14 protein-coding genes are annotated in these 16,384 nt (G+C 35.9%); 6 read left to right on the top strand and 8 right to left on the bottom strand.

Features of this window, described 5'->3' with window-relative positions; genetic code table 11:
* Window positions 1-236 precede the first annotated feature (236 nt).
* The 3 genes from NZ519_05170 to NZ519_05180 form a co-directional block, all read right to left on the bottom strand.
* Window positions 237-3,266, bottom strand: a complete 3,030-nt coding sequence (locus NZ519_05170) for a tetratricopeptide repeat protein (GenBank protein ID MCS7028137.1) — start codon at window positions 3,264-3,266, stop codon at window positions 237-239.
* 143 nt (window positions 3,267-3,409) lie between these two features.
* A complete protein-coding gene (locus tag NZ519_05175; protein ID MCS7028138.1) occupies window positions 3,410-3,922 on the bottom strand; it encodes a hypothetical protein in 513 nt (170 codons plus the stop codon).
* A gap of 42 nt (window positions 3,923-3,964) precedes the next feature.
* Window positions 3,965-5,020 (bottom strand): ABC transporter permease, encoded by a 1,056-nt coding sequence (locus tag NZ519_05180; GenBank protein MCS7028139.1) that lies wholly within the window; start codon window positions 5,018-5,020, stop codon window positions 3,965-3,967.
* On the opposite strand from NZ519_05180, the gene NZ519_05185 reads away from it, so the two are divergent.
* The gene (locus NZ519_05185) at window positions 5,019-6,125 is read left to right on the top strand and encodes a leucine-rich repeat domain-containing protein (GenBank protein ID MCS7028140.1); all 1,107 of its coding nucleotides are present in this window, start codon (window positions 5,019-5,021) and stop codon (window positions 6,123-6,125) included. The genes NZ519_05180 and NZ519_05185 overlap by 2 nt on opposite strands.
* A gap of 17 nt (window positions 6,126-6,142) precedes the next feature.
* On the opposite strand, the gene NZ519_05190 is transcribed toward NZ519_05185, so the two are convergent.
* Together NZ519_05190 and NZ519_05195 are read right to left on the bottom strand one after the other, a co-directional pair.
* The gene (locus NZ519_05190) at window positions 6,143-7,345 is read right to left on the bottom strand and encodes an S-adenosylmethionine:tRNA ribosyltransferase-isomerase (protein ID MCS7028141.1); all 1,203 of its coding nucleotides are present in this window, start codon (window positions 7,343-7,345) and stop codon (window positions 6,143-6,145) included.
* A gap of 2 nt (window positions 7,346-7,347) precedes the next feature.
* Window positions 7,348-7,941, bottom strand: coding sequence for a C40 family peptidase (locus tag NZ519_05195; GenBank protein ID MCS7028142.1), 594 nt, complete (start codon window positions 7,939-7,941; stop codon window positions 7,348-7,350).
* Between the two features lie 319 nt (window positions 7,942-8,260).
* Here NZ519_05195 and NZ519_05200 point away from each other — a divergent pair, with 319 nt between their 5' ends.
* From NZ519_05200 to NZ519_05220, 5 genes are read left to right on the top strand one after another with little or no spacing between them, the layout of a single operon-like run.
* On the top strand, window positions 8,261-8,698 hold the full coding sequence (locus NZ519_05200) for a peptidylprolyl isomerase (GenBank protein ID MCS7028143.1): 438 nt from the start codon (window positions 8,261-8,263) through the stop codon (window positions 8,696-8,698).
* A 42-nt stretch (window positions 8,699-8,740) separates the two neighbouring features.
* Window positions 8,741-9,271, top strand: coding sequence for a hypothetical protein (locus tag NZ519_05205; GenBank protein ID MCS7028144.1), 531 nt, complete (start codon window positions 8,741-8,743; stop codon window positions 9,269-9,271).
* 6 nt (window positions 9,272-9,277) lie between these two features.
* The gene (locus NZ519_05210; protein MCS7028145.1) at window positions 9,278-9,670 is read left to right on the top strand and encodes a response regulator; all 393 of its coding nucleotides are present in this window, start codon (window positions 9,278-9,280) and stop codon (window positions 9,668-9,670) included.
* Entirely contained in the window at window positions 9,667-10,371 is a 705-nt protein-coding gene (locus tag NZ519_05215; protein MCS7028146.1) for a HAMP domain-containing histidine kinase, read from the top strand. The genes NZ519_05210 and NZ519_05215 overlap by 4 nt, the downstream gene beginning before the upstream one ends.
* Window positions 10,372-10,392: 21 nt before the next feature.
* Complete coding sequence (locus tag NZ519_05220; GenBank protein MCS7028147.1) at window positions 10,393-10,884, top strand: MarR family transcriptional regulator; 492 nt, start codon at window positions 10,393-10,395, stop codon at window positions 10,882-10,884.
* A 123-nt stretch (window positions 10,885-11,007) separates the two neighbouring features.
* On the opposite strand, the gene NZ519_05225 is transcribed toward NZ519_05220, so the two are convergent.
* The 3 genes from NZ519_05225 to uvrB form a co-directional block, all read right to left on the bottom strand.
* Window positions 11,008-12,654, bottom strand: a complete 1,647-nt coding sequence (locus NZ519_05225) for an NADH-quinone oxidoreductase subunit M (GenBank protein ID MCS7028148.1) — start codon at window positions 12,652-12,654, stop codon at window positions 11,008-11,010.
* A gap of 180 nt (window positions 12,655-12,834) precedes the next feature.
* Window positions 12,835-14,133, bottom strand: a complete 1,299-nt coding sequence (gene eno, locus NZ519_05230) for a phosphopyruvate hydratase (protein ID MCS7028149.1) — start codon at window positions 14,131-14,133, stop codon at window positions 12,835-12,837.
* Between the two features lie 71 nt (window positions 14,134-14,204).
* Window positions 14,205-16,256 (bottom strand): excinuclease ABC subunit UvrB, encoded by a 2,052-nt coding sequence (uvrB, locus tag NZ519_05235; protein ID MCS7028150.1) that lies wholly within the window; start codon window positions 16,254-16,256, stop codon window positions 14,205-14,207.
* Window positions 16,257-16,384: the final 128 nt, after the last annotated feature.

Below are 16,384 nucleotides of genomic sequence, written 5' to 3' on the forward strand. Positions count from 1 at the left end.
GCGTTAGCGAAGTACCGAAGCGAAGCGTAGTGCGGAATGCCCCGACCCTTGCGTCAGCAAGGGGCACGCCCAAAAAATCAAATTAAATATTACAATTTGCTTGAAAACTTCTGAAAATCAACAACAAATAAGCTATATGCACGCAAATAATGCTACAATCTGCGACTTTTATTCCGAACTTTCATCAAACCACTTGCCCAAAAGAATTTAACTTTCTCAACTGTTATGAACAATGGCTATATCTTGCCAATAAATAAACGAAAACAACCTACAGAATACAATGAGTTTTTTTCTACCTTTTGCTGCGCCGTGTAAAAACTATCCCAAATTGTACGGCTTTTAGATAAACTTTCGTAAAATTCTCGCCAAAAAAATTGTTCCGTTTCTATTTCCAAAGGATAGCGCAGCGTAATACAATTAGCCGACATGTACGGCACAAAAGTATTGCAATAGCTAGAAATGTACAAATAACAAGATAAAATTTTTGAACCTGGTTTGTAGTCAATCGGTGTATCTGTGTGTAAAATATCAATACTATTCACAGTATTACTAACGCTCTTAAAACCAAGTTTAGAGTTTTCTAACCCAGATACAGACCGACGAACGTTGTGATAGTTTTGTGCAAAAGTAGTTTTAGGTTTTTCTTCTTTTATCTCAAACAAATCCGCTACTGAAAAAGCATACAAAATTCTGTATTTTTGAATTAGCGTATTTTTTTTGTCTGCAATCAAATTTTCTATGCATAATTGACTAAAATTGCCATGCAAAAAAACAATCAGCGTATTATGCGTGAGGTAGTTTTTAATCGGTTCAAACAAGGTTGAGTAAAGTATAGGGCTTATCTGTTCTAAAAGAGTAAAATTTTTTTGCTTCATAGCAGAGTCTATTGCAGTAATGTATTTGAAGGTTTCGGAAGTAGTAGGTAAAGGAATAAAGTCCGTTTTTTGGCTACTTACAAGCAATGCTACACTTTGGGCATTTGGTAAAGGCAAATAGTGTAAAATATGGGCTTTATGCAGAGGATGCTGCTCATCTTGTATTTTTTTCCATCTTTTAGAAATTTCATCCAAAAAAATAGAGTAAATTAAGTTTTCATTTTGAGTTTCAACAAAAGTAGTATTCAAACCTTTTATGTGGTAGCAAAAATAGTAGTCAGGGGCGTACTTTTGCGCATTTTGCCACAAATTGAATAAAGATTGTTGTGCTTTTTGATAATCTTTGACTAGTGTGTTTACCCATTGCGTATCCACTTTGTAATCGTTTTTAGAAGCATAAATCAGCTCTTTTTTTAGATTAGAAATTTGCTTGTTAATCTTAGCATGACGATCTGTTAAAGTATCTTGGGTAGATGAATAAAATTTGAGATTCGGTTCAGCAAACTGATGTGAAAAACGAGCAAATAACTCACTATAAGAAACTATTTTTTCTAGATAGTGCTTTTGTCGTGTAAATTGATAAAGATGTAAGGATAAAAAAATTATTTTTTGAGGAACTTCTTCGGGGAGTGGCACATATTGCCCCTGCCTGAATAATTTTAACTTCAATTCCAAAACTAACTCCAGCGCATTAAGCGAACTATTGAGTTCATACTCTTTTTGGCTATCTTGATATGCAGTTTTTCCATCATCGTTTAGCCACAAAGTAATAGGTTGTAAATGAGAATAAGAGTAGTTTTCTATGATTAGATTTGCTTTTTGAATAAGCAAAGGAATGACTTTTTCTTCTAAAATTACGTTCTTGTAGGTAGGTGTAGCAAAAGCTTCATTAGTACTTTGAAGACATAAGGCATCAATAGCGTTTTGATAAGCTTGCACTTGGCGTATATACTGCTTAGACAAGCGATATAAAGCAGCTAAACGTAAATATTGTTCAGACAAATACACGTTAGGTGAACTTACTTTATTTTTGAGAATAAAGACAGCTTTTTCTGCGTATTGGATAGCTTTTTCATAATCTTTTTCGGTTTGGTAAAAAAAAGAAAGTTTTTGATAAGCTTGAAGTAAATACTCGTGCATAGCCCATTGAGGATTATGCTCTAATAAGTGCAAACCTTTAAGATAATAATTAAGACTTTTTTGATGTTCTTTTTTCAGAAAGTAAGCGGTACCTAAATTGATATAGCTTTGGGCTACTTCTATATGCTTTGTACCAAGTGTACGCAGGTAGATGTTATTAGCTAATTCATAAAACCGGTAACACAAAACCGCATCTTTTTGAGCTTCCATCACTGCGCCAAGGTTTTTGTAAGTTTCTGCTAATTGAGGATGATATTCTACATAGTGCTGCTTTTGGATAAATAGTGCGTTTTGATAATATTCTTCTGCTTTCTCATAATTTCTTTGTGCAAAGTAGGTGGTACCTATAGCCTGTAAAACACGAGCAATGTGTAAATCATTTTCAGGTAATATGTTTTTGAATAATGTTAGTGCTTTTCTTTGGTAGTATAGTGCAGAGTCATACTTAGCCATTTTTTCATGCAGTATACCTAATTGTAGGAAAGCCTTGGCAGTGTGTATATACTGCTCTCCGTATTGTTTTTTATAAAGTACGATGGATTGGTAAATAGAATTTAATGCAAGTAAATAATTTCCTAATTCTGTAAGTAAAACGCTTTTTGCATACAGTGCATAAGCTAATCCCTCTGGTTTTTCAGAGTACTTTTGATAAATCTTTATAGCCTGTTCAACAACTGTTTTAGCTGTGGATACTTCACCCTTTTTAGCTAAAATAGCCGCAATAAGTAGGTTTACTTCGGCGTATTCGGAACTATTTTTAGAATATACCTCTTCGCATAAGTTTAAAAGTCTTTTGGAATGAAATAAAGCTAAATCATAATAGTATGCTTCGTAATACGCTGTTACTGCTGCTTTTAACCGTTCAACTTCTGTTCTAGTATCGCTTTTAGGGGCATACTGACTATATTTTGCAGCATATAGTGCTGCGCTATCGTAATATAAAAATCTCCGAAAAATGTTCTCTTTAGCAAAATAAATTTCATAAGGTTGAAAATCACTAAGCCACATTAAGTTTGCATACTTAAGAGCTGTATCAGGGGAAAAAGCGTATAACTCGGCTGCAATAATCTGCTTTATGCTTTCTTTTTGATGGGATAGGTTTCTTTGCTGTGCTGCGTACTGGTAAGCTTTTCTAAAATAAAAAGAGGCGCTATCATATTCTTTGGTTTGATAAAGAGCGTTTCCTTTTTGCATGTAGTCCTGCCATGTTTGGGCTTGGGCAACACAGTTCTTTAATAAAGCAATTCTCACAAAAAAAATCCAGTAAAAAGCGCTTAGTAAAAATGGAACAAAAATTCTGCATTTGCTATCCCAAAAAATAAGTGCATCCAAAAGCTTCCTAATTTTTGTGTAAAAAAAGCTGTTACTGAAAAATTTCATAATACGAAAATAAACTAAAAATCAGAGTCATCAAACCAGTGTAGTAATAGCCATTCCTCATCTGCTTGATTGCGAGTAAGCGTAAAAATTACTCTGCCTGTACCTCTGTAAGTTGTGTACGCATCAATTTCTAATAACAAGTTAAAAGAACGAACCACTTCTGCTGAAGTAGCTGTGGTATCTAATTGAATGTAGTTGTTCCATGTAAGGGAGATATTTTTGACGCTTTGGAATAAGCGGTGTTGGATGCGCATCTCCTCACCCCTATCCCATGAAATTTGTGTATTGTTTGCAAAATCATAGTATGTAAATCTAAAATTGGGATGTAAGAGTTTTCCGTACAAGGTACTATCTCTAAACTCGTATGCGTTTTTGAACCATGTAAATACTCCATCTACACTCTTACGATTACCTATGGCACTCAATACGCTGTTGTCATCCTTGACGACTTTGGGCTTAAATATGTTTTTCTTACATCCAGTTAGGGCTATTCCTAACCACACAATAAACCAAATCTTAAACTTCATTTATTCTACAAATTTAAGTAAAAATACAAGGAAGCACAACCTCTACACACGTACGCGTGGATCTATCCATTGATATGCTATATCCGTAAAAAAGTTAATTAGCACAAAAAACACTCCTAAAACCAACACAACTCCCATCAGTACAGGAAAGTCTTGCTGCTCCATCGCTTGAACTGTTAAATATCCTATTCCTTTCCAGCTAAACACGTACTCTACGAAAAAAGCCCCTGCTATTAGAGAAGCCAACCAATTAGAAATAGCTGATACTACGGGATTAAGTGCATTTCGCAAAGCATGTTTGAACAAAATCCTAAAATTTGATAAGCCTTTGGCTTTCGCGGTACGAATGTAATCTTCTTGTAATACTTCTATCATGCTGCTCCGAGTCAATGACGCAATAATAGCAGCAGGACGTACTCCCAAAGTCAAACTCGGCAATACCGCGTATCGCCAATCATAATAAAAAGAAAGTGAAAGCGCATCAAATTGCTCAATATACCCCGAAAAAGGTAAATGCGTATAGTCATGCAGCCAATATCCAAAAAACCAAGCTATAATTAACGAAGCAAAAAACGAAGGCAGAGAAATACCTACATTAGTAAAGAGTTGTATTGCGTAATCTAAAAGTGTTTTTTTATACACTGCTGCAAGTATTCCCCCTGAAACTCCCAAAAAAATAGCTACACATAAAGCTAAAAATGACAATAGCAATGTACCATGCAGATGTTCTGTTATCGTCTGCCAAACTTTTTCATTCGTTTGATAAGAACGACCTAAGTACGGTTTTTTGAGCAAAATCACATGGTTTCTTATAGTTGCAAGTATAACATAATCATATTTTGCATAACTTTTTGTTTCTTGAAAATGAACAGAAATAGGTGATAAGTCTATCAGGTAATACAAAAAACGATATACGATAGGTTTGTCTAAATGTAGGTCTTTGCGAATACTTTCTATAGTTTGAATATCTGCACGTTGTCCAACGAGCATTTGAGCAGGATCTTTGGCAAAAGCATGAAACAAAAAGAAAACAAAGGCAATAATTCCTAACACTACACTACATACATACACCCCCTTTTTAACCAGGTTTTGAAACATGCCTAACAAAATTATGTATTTTTGTGCTACTCGTATGAAAATAGTATGTTACACTTTGTGGTTTACTGCATGCTTGTATGCCTACACTCAAATTCTCCCTATTGATGTTCTACACAAGCATCCTGTAGACACTTCTATAACTATTGCCCTTAGCAAACCTGATAAGGTCTATAAACTCAACCTTAGCAAACAGGATTTAACTTCTCTTCCTCCTGAAATAAGCAAGCTTAAAAAACTTCACGTACTTGATATAAGCTACAACATGCTAGAAACTTTACCTCCTCAAATTGGGGACTTACCTTTGTTACAGATTATCAATGCACAAAATAACAATATCACTAGCATACCTACTGAAATCAGCAAGTTAGAACATTTAGAAATTCTCAATCTGCAAACCAATAAAATTACTCAAATTCCTGCGGAAATTGGTAAGTTGCAAAAACTAAAATCTTTGACTTTACAAAACAATCAACTACAAAGTATTCCAGGTGAAATTCAATATTGCAAAAATTTAGAAGTACTCAACCTTCAAAATAACCTTATCAAACAACTACCTCCTGAAATAGGAAAACTTACACATCTACAAGCTTTGTACATTCAAAACAATCTGATTAAGCAGTTGCCCCCTGAAATAGCAAACTTACAAAATCTACAATGGCTGTACGTAGGTAAAAACAATAACATTGCCACCCCAAGCAGCTTTTTTCAGATTTTATCTCAACTGCCTAAACTGCAATGGTTAGAACTAGAAAATTGCAATCTTAAAGCTTTATCACCTGACATAGGCAAACTAAAACATTTACGAATGTTAGAAATTGCTAACAACCCCCTGAAAACACTCACAGATAGTATTGGAAACATTACTACACTTAAAGTTCTCAACGCGTCTAATTGTCAATTAACTAAAATTCCCTCTGCTATCGGAAAATTAACTCATTTAGAACGCCTGATATTAAACAATAACGCGCTTACCGCACTTCCGCCCGAAATATCTAAACTTCAAAAAAACCTTAAATATTTAAGTTTGAAAGGTAACCCTATCAGTGAATCCGAAAAAGCTAAGCTCAAAAAATGGCTGCCAAATACATTGATAGAGTATGACTGAAGTCATTTGATATAAATTTATTCCTTCCAATACAAGTTAGCATCGCCGTAACTTAAAAAACGGTAGCCATTTTGCAGTGCATGGGTATAGATATCCTTCCAGTTTTGACCTACTATGGCACTGATAAGCATCAACAGGGTACTTTTAGGTTGGTGAAAGTTAGTGATAATAGCATTTATGCTTTGAATGGGAGTGTAGGGAACAATGTACAGATTAGTATATCCCTCTATATGCTTGGAATTAAGAGCATCTAACCAACTTAAAACTGCTTCCAAACTCTGTTTGAAGGTATATTTGACAGGATATGTCCAACTTATGTCTTGCTTTTCTATCAAATACGGCAATGTAATAGGTTTGCGTTCTAATAAACGAACCCCTAGCCAATACATGCTTTCTAATGTTCGTAGAGTTGTTGTTCCTACGGCAATAAATGGAACTTGCTCAAAATTTTCATACAAAGAATACAAAACGTCATAGCTAACAGAAATTTTCTCATAGTGCATAGAATGATTTAGCGGATTGTTGGTTTTAATCGGCATAAATGTGCCCGCGCCTACGTGTAAGGTTACAGTTTGTAGGTTTATACCTTTATTTTTTAGAGAATTTAGCACACGTTCAGTAAAGTGTAGTCCTGCGGTAGGGGCAGCTACTGCGCCAATTTCTTGTGCAAATATAGTTTGATAATTTTTTTTGTCTTCTTCATCAGCATCGCGAGCTATGTAGGGAGGAAGGGGCATTTTTCCTGCACTTTCTAACACCTGTGCAAAAGTATAATTTTCAGGTCGCCAATTGAATTCTACCGCAAAAGTATTTTGAAAAGACTTTACACAAGTAACGCTAAGTTCAATATCTCCAAACTGCTGTTTGAGCTGACCTTTTTTCCATCTTTTTTTATTACCAATCATACACTCCCAAGTAGCAGAAGCAGTGCGCTCCATTGCTTGCTGAATATCTATGCCTATCGGATTTAGGCAAAAAACTTCAATAATACATTGCGAATCAGGTTTCTCAAACCATAGTCTTGCAGGAATTACCTTAGTGTTGTTGACAATTAAAATGCTGTTTTCAGGCAGTTCATCGGCTAAAAGGTAAAAATACGTGTCTTTTATTATGCCATTTTTATAGACCAACAGCTTAGCGTGATCTTTGGGTTCTACAGGTTTTATGGCTATTCGCTCTTGGGGCAATGTGTAGTCAAAGTCCGAGAGTTGAATTTCCATACTTAGTGAGGTATATCCTTTTTGAAGTTTTTTTCGGTGATGCGTGTAGCAGCGTAAAAAGTTTTTTTATGATAGTCTTCGGATAAATGGCTAATAATTACTCCATGATAACCTACCGCATGGGCAAAATAACCTTGACCTAAGTAGATACCTACATGACTAATGGGTAAACGGACGCTATTTCTGAAAAAGAGCAAATCTCCAGGTTTAGCTTCGCAAAGCGGAATACGTAAAGTTTGTGCATACATATCTTTTGAACTGCGTGGAAGCTGTACTTGGGGCATAGCTTGCTCTAAAACTCTTAGTACAAATCCTGAACAGTCCGTACCTTGCTTGGACATCCCACCGTAACGGTAGCGAGTACCTTTCCATTCATTTGTAATTTGAATCAAATCTGCTTTCAAAGGTAAAACATCAGGATACAGGTGCTGTGCGGTGCTGTCTTTTGCTACCGTAGCAGAAAATGCTAAATGGTCATACGATAGGTTTTCTTGGCTGAATAAGTTAGTCGCTACCCAACTTACTGCCAAGCATAGTATCCAGTTTTTATGCCTCATACCTATGAAGTTTGAGCTACTTTTAACAATTTTAGGCAAAATAAAACAAAAAAGCTCATACATCAAACCTGTGAGCAATGTTATACTAGCATATTTTTGCCTTATGCGGGCGATAACTATAAAAAAGTTTTAGTTATTTATTTTTTTGAGCGTGCCCTTGCCCACACTTCGCTTGCGCTTGTGTGGGCAAGGTCGGCGTGCTTCGGGCTACGTGCGGAATGCCCCGACCCTTGCGTCAGCAAGGGGCACGCCCAAAAAATGAAATCATTAAAATCTAAAATCCCTTTGAAAAGCCCCAAATTGGACAAAAAAGTCAAAAAATTTTTTTTACCATAAAAAAGTCATTAACTTTGCTATCATGCGTATAGCCCATATACACACTCAAAAAGGTACAGCGTTGGTATACTTTTACACAGAAGAGACACCTATTACGGTAGAAAATTTTTGTAACCTTGTCCAAAAAACTTTCTACAATAGAATTATATTTGACCGTCTTATTCCTGATTTTATTATTCAAACAGCATATCCGAGCGGAAATGATACAGCAGGACCAAGCTATACTATCCCCTGCAAACAGACAGACAAAAACCAATATCATGATATAGCAATCTCTATGACGCGCAAAAGTCGTAACACAGGAAGTTCACAATTCCTTATTCGTCATAACAGAAAAAATACTACGCATTTAGACAGAAATCATGCTTGTTTTGGCAAAGTAGTAGAAGGATTAGAGGTCATTAACCATACTAAACAAGACGATAAAATTCTCTCTGTTCAAATTATACAAACCACATAAGATATGATGGTCCGCTATTGGCTTTTTGTTAGCACGTCTATTTTGCTTATTTGGGGTTGCCAAAGTAAGCAAGAACGGTATAAAAAAATTGTAACCACTTACTATGACACTTACTATCAAAAAAGAGATATAGAGCAGATTAAAAAACTATTCACTACCGCTGGCATACAATATACAGATGATAACTATTCAATGCCTGCGGATACCTTTGCCCTTATCTTTGAGTTTGACAAGCAAATTAAATCAAAAGCATACATCCTTGATATGAAAATCAATAAAGACACGGTAATTGTGTTTGAAAAAATTACTGATGTTTTGGACTCACTACTCAAACGCCCTGCTCAACAGTATAGAAAAAAGTTTGTCATCAAAGAAGATAAAATACTCAAAATTATCAGCAGCGCCGCTAATACTCAAGAATGGACAGACAAGTACATACAAAATACACAAAAGTTTTTTGTATGGGTACAGCAAAATCACCCCAAAGAGTCTTTGAAAATTATTTTAGAACCTTACAGTAATTCTGAATTATTGCTAAGCATAGCGAAAGAATACGCAAAACAACTTAAATAGTAGCTTATGAAAAAAATGGCGAAAATTCTAATTGTAGAGGATAATCCTGCTGAATTGCTCATTCTTGAAAAAGCAATTCAAAAAGCCATCCCCGAAGTTCAGATTGACAAAGTAGCAGATGGCATCAAATGTTTAGATTATTTATACGAAACGGATTCGTTGCCTAACTGTATGATTTTAGATTTGAATTTGCCTGACCAAGATGGTAGAGCAGTGTTAAAAATGCTTCAAGTAAGTGAAGAACTCTCTAAACTCAATGTGATAGTATTAACAGGTTCAGAAGATCCTGAAGATAAAATTTATTGTAATCGCTTAGGTGTCAAAGGATATTACTTAAAGTCTTTGGTCTATCACGATTTCACAGAACTAATAGAACACATTAAAAAACTACTTGCATGATATCTGTACCTGTTATTAGCTTTGAGCAGGACTCAGATGCTTATTACAAAGCCGCTCACGATATAAAAGGAGCAGCGAACCGAATATTGAGTTTAGTGCAGATTTTTGTAGAAGAGCGGGAAGGTTTAACACCTCAACAAAACATGTACCTGGATTTTTTATACAAAGAAGCTTCCTTAGCTGCCCAACTGACCACAGATTACATGACCCTTCGCAAAGTAAAATACATCTACAAAGATGTACATGAAACTACATGGAAGGATGCTATACAGCCCGTTTTTTCTAAAATTAAACAACTAGCCCAAGAGCGAAAAGTAGAACTTAGCTGGTACAATTTAGAGGCTTCAGCCAGATTAAACCCAAAGCTAATGGCGCAGCTTGTTTTTGCGCTAGTTCAAAATAGTATTTTATACTCAGATACTCAAAAAGCTCAACGTTGGGTAAAGATTACTTTCAGTAGTACGCCCATAGGCGTTACTGTGGAAGACAACGGTATAGGGATTCCAGAGGATAAAATTTTATCTGCTTTTACCCCTTTTACTCGCATACATCATGATTTAGGTACCGAACAAAGTACAGGTACAGGGTTGGCATTGGTTCGCGAAATTGTTTATTTTTACAAAGGAAATATCAACATACAATCCAAAGTTCAAGAAGGAACTACCATTCAAATTCAATTATTTCCTGATTTTTCAAACTAAACTTACAAATTTGCTATGAATATGGAGAAATTTAATCAACAACAAGTAGAAATTTTAGCCAAAACGTTGTATCACTACAACAATGCTATCAAATATTTTGAAAACCAATTTTACAATATCGCCCAATGTACTACTGACGACTTCCAAATTGTGATGTTCCTTTTAGAAGAGGGCGACACTAAAATTTCAAAAGTTGGGGTAAAATTTCATATCAAGCTCTCTTCTCTAACTGGAATTATTGACCGATTAGAAAGACTAGGGTATATTGAACGATTTTTCAAGCCTGGAGATAGGCGAAGCACCTACATCAAAGCTGTGGAAAGTGAAAAAGTTCATTACCTTCGCAAAATTATGTATCAACCTGCTGCACAGCTTATTTTATCCCGACTGAATACAAAACAAATCAACCAAGCTGTAAATTTGTTTGAAGCAATTAGCAAAGAAATTAAGAATGTTTCAGAGGAAGAAGTACAACAAATAGCCAAGCAATACGAAATGGACAAACTTGGATAGTTACTTACCCAAACTAAACTCTATTGCTCCAAAATTGAATTGGTAGTATGCTGAGCAAGAGCATGTACGAAAGTTTAACTCCTATTTTCTAAAGGGAATTCACTTGGTCTAAGTGGGGTAAATTCATTTTTCTATTAAGGCTTGTAATTTTTCAAAACCTTCAAGGCACTCTTTACCTTTTACAGTAGAGTATGCTATGAAGTCATTAACTGCAGAAGACATCAAATCTAGGCAAGCAGAGGGCTGAATACCAAACCATATTGCAATTACCACTAATGGAATAACAGAGGCATATTCGCTGGCTGTCATAGGTTTGAGTTCATTTTTCCAAGAAGGCACGCGCAAGTATAAAGGTCCAAAAAACATTCTTTGCAGTGTCCACAAATAGTAAATGGCTGTAAGTAATACTCCCGAAGTGGCTATCATAGTAATTACTTTGTTAGTTTCAAAAGAACCTATAAAGACCATACTTTCAGAAACAAACCCACTAATCATCGGCAAGCCTAAGGAAGCCATGAAAGCAAATATTACAAATCCGCCATAGACAGGCATTTCAGCAAATAGTCCTCTAAAACTAGCAATTTGTCGGTCGTGTACGCGGTCGTAAATTACCCCTACCAAAATAAACAATAAAGAGGAAATTATTCCATGATTAAACATTTGGAATATAGCTCCATTTACAGCTAGCGGAGTAAGCGCTGCAATACCCATAGTTACGTAGCCCATGTGCGAAACTGATGAGTAAGCAATCAATTTCTTTAAATCTTTTTGCCCTGCTGCACAGAAAGCACCATAGATAATTGCAAATGCCCCTAATATCATTAAAGTCTTTTGAAAGAATATTCCCCCCTCAGGAAAAATACCGTAGCAGATTCTCAAAATCGCATATCCCCCTAGTTTCAATAAAATACCTGCTAATATGGCTGAAATAGGTGTAGGTGCTTCTACGTGGGCATCAGGTAACCATGTGTGTAAAGGCGCCATAGGTACTTTTATAGCAAAAGCTATAAACAACACAGCAAAAGCTAATATCCTTGCATTGATACCAAACATCTTTCCACCTATCGCAAAAACGCTGCTACTTACGTAGTTCTTAGGATTCATCATATCAATCATACTAAAAGAATGTTGCGCCACGCTCATTCCCTTTTTAGCCACCTCTTCGGGATTAGTTACTACCGAAGTGTATAAACCAATCATAACCAAAAGCATAAAAACTGAACCTAACAAAGTGTATAAAAAGAACTTCATTGCAGCATACTCTCTACGAGGTCCTCCCCAAATGCTAATTAAAAAATAAAGTGGAAGCAGCATCACTTCCCAAAATACATAGAACAAGAAAAAGTCTAACGCACAGAATACCCCAAATGTAGCAGTATTGAGCAAAAGATACAAAGAGTAATATCCTTTTTCATTTTTCTCAATACTCCATGATGCGAATACGCCGATAAAGTATATAATGGCAGACAAAAGCACCATTGTAATACTTAGTCCATCTACTCCCATAAAATACTGAATGTTCAGCGTACCGTAGCCTTTGACGGAAAAGGTTATCCAGTTTACTCTTTCTACAAATTGGTACGCACTGAGTTTATTGATGCCCGCCTGTTGGTAGTTAAAGGAAAAGACCAAAAATAAAGTCAAAGCTAATTGGATGCCCGTTATGCCCAAAGCAATGTATCGGTAAGCTTGCTTTATTTTTGAAGGTATAGTTAGTATCAGAATTGCGCCGAGTATTGGCAAAAATGTGATGACTGAAAGTAATCCCATATTACATTTATTGCTATGATGAGCAAAGTTAGGATAAAAGTTTTATTTAAGACAAATTTTGTTCAAAATAAAGCCAACTATTTGCATAGATGATTGTTTATCAGGATGATAGGTTTACGAATTCAAGTTGAATGCTTGTATGAACGTTGAGTTGTATTTATTCAAAAAGTTACTGAACAATTATCTTTCTTTAACATACTTGAAGTTTGTTCCAAGATATACCGCTTGATTGCCTAACTGCTCCTCAATACGCAAAAGCTGATTATATTTGGCTACTCTATCCGTACGAGATGCTGAACCTGTTTTAATTAAACCTGAATTCGTAGCCACAGCTATGTCTGCTATTGTAGTATCTTCTGTTTCGCCACTACGATGGCTAAGAATGTAAGTGTAACTGTTTTTTCTAGCCAACTCAATAGCATCAAGTGTTTCTGTTAAAGTACCTATCTGATTAACTTTGACTAAAATAGAGTTTGCTACTTTTTGCTCTATGCCTTTTTGTAATCGTTTAACATTTGTTACAAATAAGTCATCTCCTACTAGCTGTACTTTATCTCCAATAGCTTGTGTCAATTCTTTCCATCCTTCCCAGTCATCTTCATCTAGTCCATCTTCAATAGACAATATCGCAGGATATTTTTGTGTTAGCTTTTGCCAGTATTGAACCATTTGATTGGAAGTAAATTCTTCGCCTGTGGATTTTTTGAATATATACTTTTTCTTTTGCTTATCATACAATTCAGAGCAAGCCGCATCTATGGCAAGATAAATATCTATGCCAGGTTTGTAGCCTGCTGCTTCAATGGCATGGATTACAGCTTCAATAGCTTCTTCGTTAGATTTTAGATTAGGAGCAAATCCCCCTTCATCGCCAACGTTTGTGCTAAGATGTCTATCCTGTAAAACTTTTTTCAAGTAGTGAAAAACTTCTGTTCCCATGCGAAGGGCTTCTTTGAAAGAAGGTGCTTTAATCGGCATAATCATGAATTCTTGAAAGTCTATACCATTATCAGCATGTGCGCCTCCGTTGAGAATGTTCATCATTGGAATAGGTAAAACACAAGCATTTGTTCCCCCAATGTACCGATATAAAGGAAGGTTCAAGGATTGTGCAGCAGCATGGGCTACAGCAAGAGATACACCTAATATAGCATTTGCACCCAGTTTAGATTTATTTTCTGTGCCATCTAACTCCAAAAGTTTTTGGTCTATTTGTCTTTGCTGCAATACTGAATTGCCCTTCAAATATGGCGCAATAGTTTCAACGATATTCTTTACTGCTTTTTCTACCCCTTTTCCCAAATAGCGTTTTTTATCTCCATCTCTAAGCTCTACAGCTTCGTGTGCACCTGTGCTTGCACCGCTGGGAACTGCTGCCCTACCTATAACATTATTACTTGTATGAACTTCTACCTCTACTGTAGGATTGCCGCGAGAATCTAATATTTCTCTTGCAGTAATTTCATAAATGAATGACATACGCGCACAAAACTAATTACTTGATATCATTTAGCAAAATTTGAGGTTAATTACAAAGATTTGCAAAACATTTAGTTCTTTGAAGCTGTTTTTTGTTTTTCGGCTAATATCTTTTCTAATTCTATCATCTCATCGCGATATTTTGCCGCAAGCAAAAAGTCCATGTTTTCCGATGCTTCTAACATTTTTTGGCGAGTATTTTGAATCGTCTTTTGTAATTCTTCAACAGACAAGTAAGGAATAATAGGGTCGCACGCTAGAGAAAAGCTTTCTTGCTCCACGTAGTAAGTCTTAACTTGGATTCTATCCACTCCATCTGCGGCTGCGGTTTGTTCTAAAATACTTTGTCTATCTTTCTTAATACTACGGGGGATTATATTGTGTATTTGGTTATATAAAATTTGTTTTTCTCTCCTGCGGTTAGTTTCATCAATTAAACGCTGCATAGCTTGGGTAATTTTGTCTGCATACAAAATCACTTTTCCATTTTCATTACGGGCAGCTCTACCTGCTGATTGTATTAAAGAGCGTTCAGAACGCAAAAAGCCTTCTTTATCTGCATCAAGAATAGCCACTAAGCTGACTTCAGGTAAGTCTAAACCCTCACGTAGTAAATTGACACCTACTAATACATCAATAACACCTAAACGCAACTCCCGTAAAATTTCTACTCTTTCTAACGCAGTTACAGAAGAGTGAATGTATTTGACCTTAATGTGAAGATTAGCCAAATATTCCGTTAATTTTTCGCACATTTCTTTGGTTAATGTTAAAACCAGAACTCTTTCTTTTTTCTGTACTCTTTTTTGTATTTCGGCAAGTAGGTCATCTATTGGGGCGCATGATCGTACTTCCACAGGTGGGTCTAATAAACCTGTAGGGCGCACAATCTGCTCTACTAATACTCCTTGGCTTTGTCTAAGCTCATAATCCCCAGGGGTAGCCGATACATATATTTTTTGGTTAGGTAGACTTTCAAACTCTTCAAAAGTCAAAGGTCTGTTGTCTAAAGCAGAAGGTAATCTAAAACCGTGTTCTATCAAAACTAATTTACGTTGTCTATCTCCATTGTACATTGCGCGAATTTGTGGTACAGTAACATGACTCTCATCAATGATAACAAGATAATCTTCGGGAAAGTAGTCTAACAAACAATATGGACGGCTATGGCGTTCTCTTTGAGATAAATAAACCGAATAATTTTCTATGCCAGAGCAGTAGCCTACTTCTCGCATCATTTCTATATCGTTTAAGGTTCTGTCGTGAATTCTTTTAGCTTCTTCTTCCATGCCCATGCGTTTGAAATATTGTACTTGCTGATGCAATTCTGCTTCAATTTTAGATATCGCTTCCTCTAATACGTGTCTAGGGGTAACAAAGATATTTGTAGGATATATGACAATTTCCTCTACTTCTTTAATTTTTGTGCCTGATGTTGGATTTATTTGTATAATGTTTTCAATTTCATCGCCAAAAAAGACAAAACGATAAGCATAATCTTCGTACAACGGGAATACATCTACATTTTCACCACGAATTCTAAATTTAGAGGGCTGAAAATGTACATCATCTCTGCTGTACAGAATTTCGGTTAGTCTGTATAAAAAGGTTGTTTTAGAAATAATTTGACCTCTTTTGAAGTGTAAAACACTATTATGGTAGTCTTTCGGATTACCCATACCATAGATACAGCTAATTGAGCTTACAACAATCACATCTTTTCTACCTGATATGAGGGAATTTACGGTTTTTAGTCTAAATTTTTCTATTTGGGCGTTGATAGAGAGTTCTTTTTCAATGTAAGTGTTGGTAGTAGGAATGTAAGCTTCGGGTTGGTAGTAGTCGTAATATGAGATGAAGTATTCTACAGCGTTGTTAGGAAAAAATTGTTTGAATTCGCCATATAGTTGTGCGGCTAAAGTTTTATTATGGCTTAGTACTAATGCAGGGCGATTTAGGCGGGCGATCATGTTGGCAATCGTAAATGTTTTACCTGAACCTGTTACTCCTAGCAAAACAGTGTGTGGTTCTCCGCTCTGGACACTTTGTACTAATTGTTCAATTGCTTCGGGCTGATCTCCTGCGGGTTCAAAATCGGATACTAGTTCAAAATTTTTGGACATAGCTCTGTGCTAATCTAAACAAAAAATGGCTTAGTTGAGTGCTTTAAAATAATTTTTTTGGGCGTGCCCCTTGCTGACGCAAGGGTCGGGGCATTCCGCACTACGCTATCGCTTCGGTGCTTCGCTAA

The organism is Bacteroidia bacterium (genome assembly GCA_025056095.1).
Lineage (GTDB): Bacteria > Bacteroidota > Bacteroidia > JANWVE01 > JANWVE01 > JANWVE01.

Excerpts from the sequence above, each read along its gene's own strand:
- NZ519_05175 (MCS7028138.1), bottom strand. The coding sequence starts at position 3,922 with ATGAAGTTTAAGATTTGGTTTATTGTGTGGTTAGGAATAGCCCTAACT.
- NZ519_05185 (MCS7028140.1), top strand. The coding sequence starts at position 5,019 with ATGCCTAACAAAATTATGTATTTTTGTGCTACTCGTATGAAAATAGTA.
- NZ519_05180 (MCS7028139.1), bottom strand. The coding sequence starts at position 5,020 with ATGTTTCAAAACCTGGTTAAAAAGGGGGTGTATGTATGTAGTGTAGTG.
- NZ519_05190 (MCS7028141.1), bottom strand. The coding sequence starts at position 7,345 with ATGGAAATTCAACTCTCGGACTTTGACTACACATTGCCCCAAGAGCGA.
- NZ519_05200 (MCS7028143.1), top strand. The coding sequence starts at position 8,261 with ATGCGTATAGCCCATATACACACTCAAAAAGGTACAGCGTTGGTATAC.
- NZ519_05210 (MCS7028145.1), top strand. The coding sequence starts at position 9,278 with ATGAAAAAAATGGCGAAAATTCTAATTGTAGAGGATAATCCTGCTGAA.
- NZ519_05215 (MCS7028146.1), top strand. The coding sequence starts at position 9,667 with ATGATATCTGTACCTGTTATTAGCTTTGAGCAGGACTCAGATGCTTAT.
- NZ519_05220 (MCS7028147.1), top strand. The coding sequence starts at position 10,393 with ATGGAGAAATTTAATCAACAACAAGTAGAAATTTTAGCCAAAACGTTG.
- NZ519_05225 (MCS7028148.1), bottom strand. The coding sequence starts at position 12,654 with ATGGGATTACTTTCAGTCATCACATTTTTGCCAATACTCGGCGCAATT.
- eno (MCS7028149.1), bottom strand. The coding sequence starts at position 14,133 with ATGTCATTCATTTATGAAATTACTGCAAGAGAAATATTAGATTCTCGC.
- uvrB (MCS7028150.1), bottom strand. The coding sequence starts at position 16,256 with ATGTCCAAAAATTTTGAACTAGTATCCGATTTTGAACCCGCAGGAGAT.